The 4078-nt window shown below is 55.6% G+C and carries 6 protein-coding genes; 1 reads left to right on the top strand and 5 read right to left on the bottom strand.

Annotated features, from left to right (window positions below; genetic code table 11):
* Window positions 1-24 precede the first annotated feature (24 nt).
* The 5 genes from sul1 to dfrA12 form a co-directional block, all read right to left on the bottom strand.
* The gene (sul1, locus tag ACJ8QI_RS25425) at window positions 25-864 is read right to left on the bottom strand and encodes a sulfonamide-resistant dihydropteroate synthase Sul1 (protein WP_000259031.1); all 840 of its coding nucleotides are present in this window, start codon (window positions 862-864) and stop codon (window positions 25-27) included.
* Entirely contained in the window at window positions 858-1205 is a 348-nt protein-coding gene (locus ACJ8QI_RS25420; protein WP_000679427.1) for a quaternary ammonium compound efflux SMR transporter QacE delta 1, read from the bottom strand. The genes sul1 and ACJ8QI_RS25420 overlap by 7 nt, the downstream gene beginning before the upstream one ends.
* A 163-nt stretch (window positions 1206-1368) precedes the next feature.
* The gene (locus ACJ8QI_RS25415) at window positions 1369-2160 is read right to left on the bottom strand and encodes an ANT(3'')-Ia family aminoglycoside nucleotidyltransferase AadA2 (RefSeq protein ID WP_001206356.1); all 792 of its coding nucleotides are present in this window, start codon (window positions 2158-2160) and stop codon (window positions 1369-1371) included.
* A 5-nt stretch (window positions 2161-2165) separates the two neighbouring features.
* On the bottom strand, window positions 2166-2456 hold the full coding sequence (locus tag ACJ8QI_RS25410) for a DUF1010 domain-containing protein (protein ID WP_001336345.1): 291 nt from the start codon (window positions 2454-2456) through the stop codon (window positions 2166-2168).
* Between the two features lie 111 nt (window positions 2457-2567).
* Window positions 2568-3065, bottom strand: coding sequence for a trimethoprim-resistant dihydrofolate reductase DfrA12 (dfrA12, locus tag ACJ8QI_RS25405; RefSeq protein ID WP_001083725.1), 498 nt, complete (start codon window positions 3063-3065; stop codon window positions 2568-2570).
* A gap of 144 nt (window positions 3066-3209) precedes the next feature.
* Between dfrA12 and intI1 the strand changes: the two genes are divergently transcribed.
* Window positions 3210-4078: class 1 integron integrase IntI1 (gene intI1 / locus ACJ8QI_RS25400; protein WP_112915791.1), on the top strand; the 869-nt coding region annotated here is incomplete at its 3' end.

Genomic DNA, 4078 nt, shown 5'->3' with positions numbered 1-4078 from the left:
TAGCGGGCGGCCGGAAGGTGAATGCTAGGCATGATCTAACCCTCGGTCTCTGGCGTCGCGACTGCGAAATTTCGCGAGGGTTTCCGAGAAGGTGATTGCGCTTCGCAGATCTCCAGGCGCGTGGGTGCGGACGTAGTCAGCGCCATTGCCGATCGCGTGAAGTTCCGCCGCAAGGCTCGCTGGACCCAGATCCTTTACAGGAAGGCCAACGGTGGCGCCCAAGAAGGATTTCCGCGACACCGAGACCAATAGCGGAAGCCCCAACGCCGACTTCAGCTTTTGAAGGTTCGACAGCACGTGCAGCGATGTTTCCGGTGCGGGGCTCAAGAAAAATCCCATCCCCGGATCGAGGATGAGCCGGTCGGCAGCGACCCCGCTCCGTCGCAAGGCGGAAACCCGCGCCTCGAAGAACCGCACAATCTCGTCGAGCGCGTCTTCGGGTCGAAGGTGACCGGTGCGGGTGGCGATGCCATCCCGCTGCGCTGAGTGCATAACCACCAGCCTGCAGTCCGCCTCAGCAATATCGGGATAGAGCGCAGGGTCAGGAAATCCTTGGATATCGTTCAGGTAGCCCACGCCGCGCTTGAGCGCATAGCGCTGGGTTTCCGGTTGGAAGCTGTCGATTGAAACACGGTGCATCTGATCGGACAGGGCGTCTAAGAGCGGCGCAATACGTCTGATCTCATCGGCCGGCGATACAGGCCTCGCGTCCGGATGGCTGGCGGCCGGTCCGACATCCACGACGTCTGATCCGACTCGCAGCATTTCGATCGCCGCGGTGACAGCGCCGGCGGGGTCTAGCCGCCGGCTCTCATCGAAGAAGGAGTCCTCGGTGAGATTCAGAATGCCGAACACCGTCACCATGGCGTCGGCCTCCGCAGCGACTTCCACGATGGGGATCGGGCGAGCAAAAAGGCAGCAATTATGAGCCCCATACCTACAAAGCCCCACGCATCAAGCTTTTGCCCATGAAGCAACCAGGCAATGGCTGTAATTATGACGACGCCGAGTCCCGACCAGACTGCATAAGCAACACCGACAGGGATGGATTTCAGAACCAGAGAAAGAAAATAAAATGCGATGCCATAACCGATTATGACAACGGCGGAAGGGGCAAGCTTAGTAAAGCCCTCGCTAGATTTTAATGCGGATGTTGCGATTACTTCGCCAACTATTGCGATAACAAGAAAAAGCCAGCCTTTCATGATATATCTCCCAATTTGTGTAGGGCTTATTATGCACGCTTAAAAATAATAAAAGCAGACTTGACCTGATAGTTTGGCTGTGAGCAATTATGTGCTTAGTGCATCTAACGCCGGAGTTAAGCCGCCGCGCGTAGCGCGGTCGGCTTGAACGAATTGTTAGACATCATTTACCAACTGACTTGATGATCTCGCCTTTCACAAAGCGAATAAATTCTTCCAAGTGATCTGCGCGTGAGGCCAAGTGATCTTCTTTTTGTCCCAGATAAGCTTGCTTAGCTTCAAGTAAGACGGGCTGATACTGGGCAGGTAGGCGTTTTATTGCCCAGTCGGCAGCGACATCCTTCGGCGCGATTTTGCCGGTTATTGCGCTGTACCAAATGCGGGACAACGTAAGCACTACATTTCGCTCATCGCCGGCCCAGTCGGGCTGCGAGTTCCATAGCTTCAAGGTTTCCCTCAGCGCCTCGAATAGATCCTGTTCAGGAACCGGGTCAAAGAATTCCTCCGCTGCCGGACCTACCAAGGCAACGCTATGTTCTCTTGCTTTTGTAAGCAGGATAGCTAGATCAATGTCGATCATGGCTGGCTCGAAGATACCCGCAAGAATGTCATTGCGCTGCCATTCTCCAAATTGCAGCTCGCGCTTAGCCGGATAACGCCACGGGATGATGTCGTCATGCACGACAAGGGTGACTTCTATAGCGCGGAGCGTCTCGCTCTCGCCAGGGAAAGCCGAAGCCTCCATAAGATCATTGAGCAATGCTCGCCGCGTCGTTTCATCAAGCTTTACGGCCACAGTAACCAACAAATCAATATCGCTGTATGGCTTCAGGCCGCCATCCACTGCGGAGCCGTACAAATGCACGGCCAGCAACGTTGATTCCAGATGGCGCTCAATGACGCTTAGCACCTCTGATAGTTGGTTCGAAATTTCGATGGTCACCGCTTCCCTCATGATGTCTAACGGGCGAGGTAAGCCGACCGCAGAATGCGGGTCGGCTTGACCGAAATGTTAGAACCAGAAGCCAAAACGGATAACTTGAATTTGGCGACGGGCGCTAACCGTGAAAAAACGCTGCGCCACCGAGGCGGCACAGCACTGCAAAAACGATAGCTGCTTGCGCTTGCTACGCAAGGGCTAGAGGCCAAAAAGACTGAAAACCTGCGCAGCCCATGCAGGCGAAGCCCGGAAAAAAGGCAAAACAGGCACTGAATAACGCCTGAAAAGCTAAATGCCGTTTGAATAAACATGAGCTAAATAAAGCTGGGTTTAAGTGGTGCTAACGTTGGACGTAACGAGAGCCGGAGCGCAGCGGAGGGAACCAAAATGCGCAGCATTTTGGCGTCCCGTTGACGGAATGGTTAGCCGTTTCGACGCGCATAAACGGAGTGGGTGTACGGAATTACAGCTTGAATGGTTTCGGTTGAGACAAGCTCGAATTCTGTTTCGTTGAGCATTGGGAAGAAGGCGTCACCCTCGAAGGTTTGATGTACCTCAGATAGAAACACGCCGTGGGCGTGAGGTAGTGCCAGAGTGTATATCTCAGCTCCGCCCGCGACGTAGAGTTCATTGCCGAGTTCGGATGCCAAAGCGATAGCGTGCGACAGCGTTGAAACAACTACGCAGCCAGTGGCGCGGTAGTTAGCTTGGCGTGAGATTACCAATGTGTGACGGTTCGGTAGAGGCTTGCCGATAGACTCAAAGGTCTTTCGCCCCATGACAACGACTTTTCCCTCAGTGAGTCTGCGAAAAATCTTCTGCTCACCCGGAATTTTCCAGGGGATATTAGGACCATTGCCAATAACCCGATTGGCTCCCATCGCAGCAACGAGATAAATGCGTACTGATTCCGAGTTCATATGGCTAACTTTGTTTTAGGGCGACTGCCCTGCTGCGTAACATCGTTGCTGCTCCATAACATCAAACATCGACCCACGGCGTAACGCGCTTGCTGCTTGGATGCCCGAGGCATAGACTGTACAAAAAAACAGTCATAACAAGCCATGAAAACCGCCACTGCGCCGTTACCACCGCTGCGTTCGGTCAAGGTTCTGGACCAGTTGCGTGAGCGCATACGCTACTTGCATTACAGTTTACGAACCGAACAGGCTTATGTCCACTGGGTTCGTGCCTTCATCCGTTTCCACGGTGTGCGTCACCCGGCAACCTTGGGCAGCAGCGAAGTCGAGGCATTTCTGTCCTGGCTGGCGAACGAGCGCAAGGTTTCGGTCTCCACGCATCGTCAGGCATTGGCGGCCTTGCTGTTCTTCTACGGCAAGGTGCTGTGCACGGATCTGCCCTGGCTTCAGGAGATCGGAAGACCTCGGCCGTCGCGGCGCTTGCCGGTGGTGCTGACCCCGGATGAAGTGGTTCGCATCCTCGGTTTTCTGGAAGGCGAGCATCGTTTGTTCGCCCAGCTTCTGTATGGAACGGGCATGCGGATCAGTGAGGGTTTGCAACTGCGGGTCAAGGATCTGGATTTCGATCACGGCACGATCATCGTGCGGGAGGGCAAGGGCTCCAAGGATCGGGCCTTGATGTTACCCGAGAGCTTGGCACCCAGCCTGCGCGAGCAGCTGTCGCGTGCACGGGCATGGTGGCTGAAGGACCAGGCCGAGGGCCGCAGCGGCGTTGCGCTTCCCGACGCCCTTGAGCGGAAGTATCCGCGCGCCGGGCATTCCTGGCCGTGGTTCTGGGTTTTTGCGCAGCACACGCATTCGACCGATCCACGGAGCGGTGTCGTGCGTCGCCATCACATGTATGACCAGACCTTTCAGCGCGCCTTCAAACGTGCCGTAGAACAAGCAGGCATCACGAAGCCCGCCACACCGCACACCCTCCGCCACTCGTTCGCGACGGCCTTGCTCCGCAG

Origin of the sequence: Serratia sp. CY84636 (assembly GCF_052166245.1) — a bacterium.
In the GTDB taxonomy this organism is placed as follows: domain Bacteria; phylum Pseudomonadota; class Gammaproteobacteria; order Enterobacterales; family Enterobacteriaceae; genus Serratia; species Serratia nevei.
Note: the sequence above shows the minus strand (reverse complement) of the source record. Positions and strands in the feature narration are given on the sequence as shown.

Bases quoted from the DNA above. Each gene is read 5' to 3' on its own strand.
- sul1 (WP_000259031.1), bottom strand. From the start codon at position 864: ATGGTGACGGTGTTCGGCATTCTGAATCTCACCGAGGACTCCTTCTTC.
- ACJ8QI_RS25420 (WP_000679427.1), bottom strand. From the start codon at position 1,205: ATGAAAGGCTGGCTTTTTCTTGTTATCGCAATAGTTGGCGAAGTAATC.
- ACJ8QI_RS25415 (WP_001206356.1), bottom strand. From the start codon at position 2,160: ATGAGGGAAGCGGTGACCATCGAAATTTCGAACCAACTATCAGAGGTG.
- ACJ8QI_RS25410 (WP_001336345.1), bottom strand. From the start codon at position 2,456: ATGTTTATTCAAACGGCATTTAGCTTTTCAGGCGTTATTCAGTGCCTG.
- dfrA12 (WP_001083725.1), bottom strand. From the start codon at position 3,065: ATGAACTCGGAATCAGTACGCATTTATCTCGTTGCTGCGATGGGAGCC.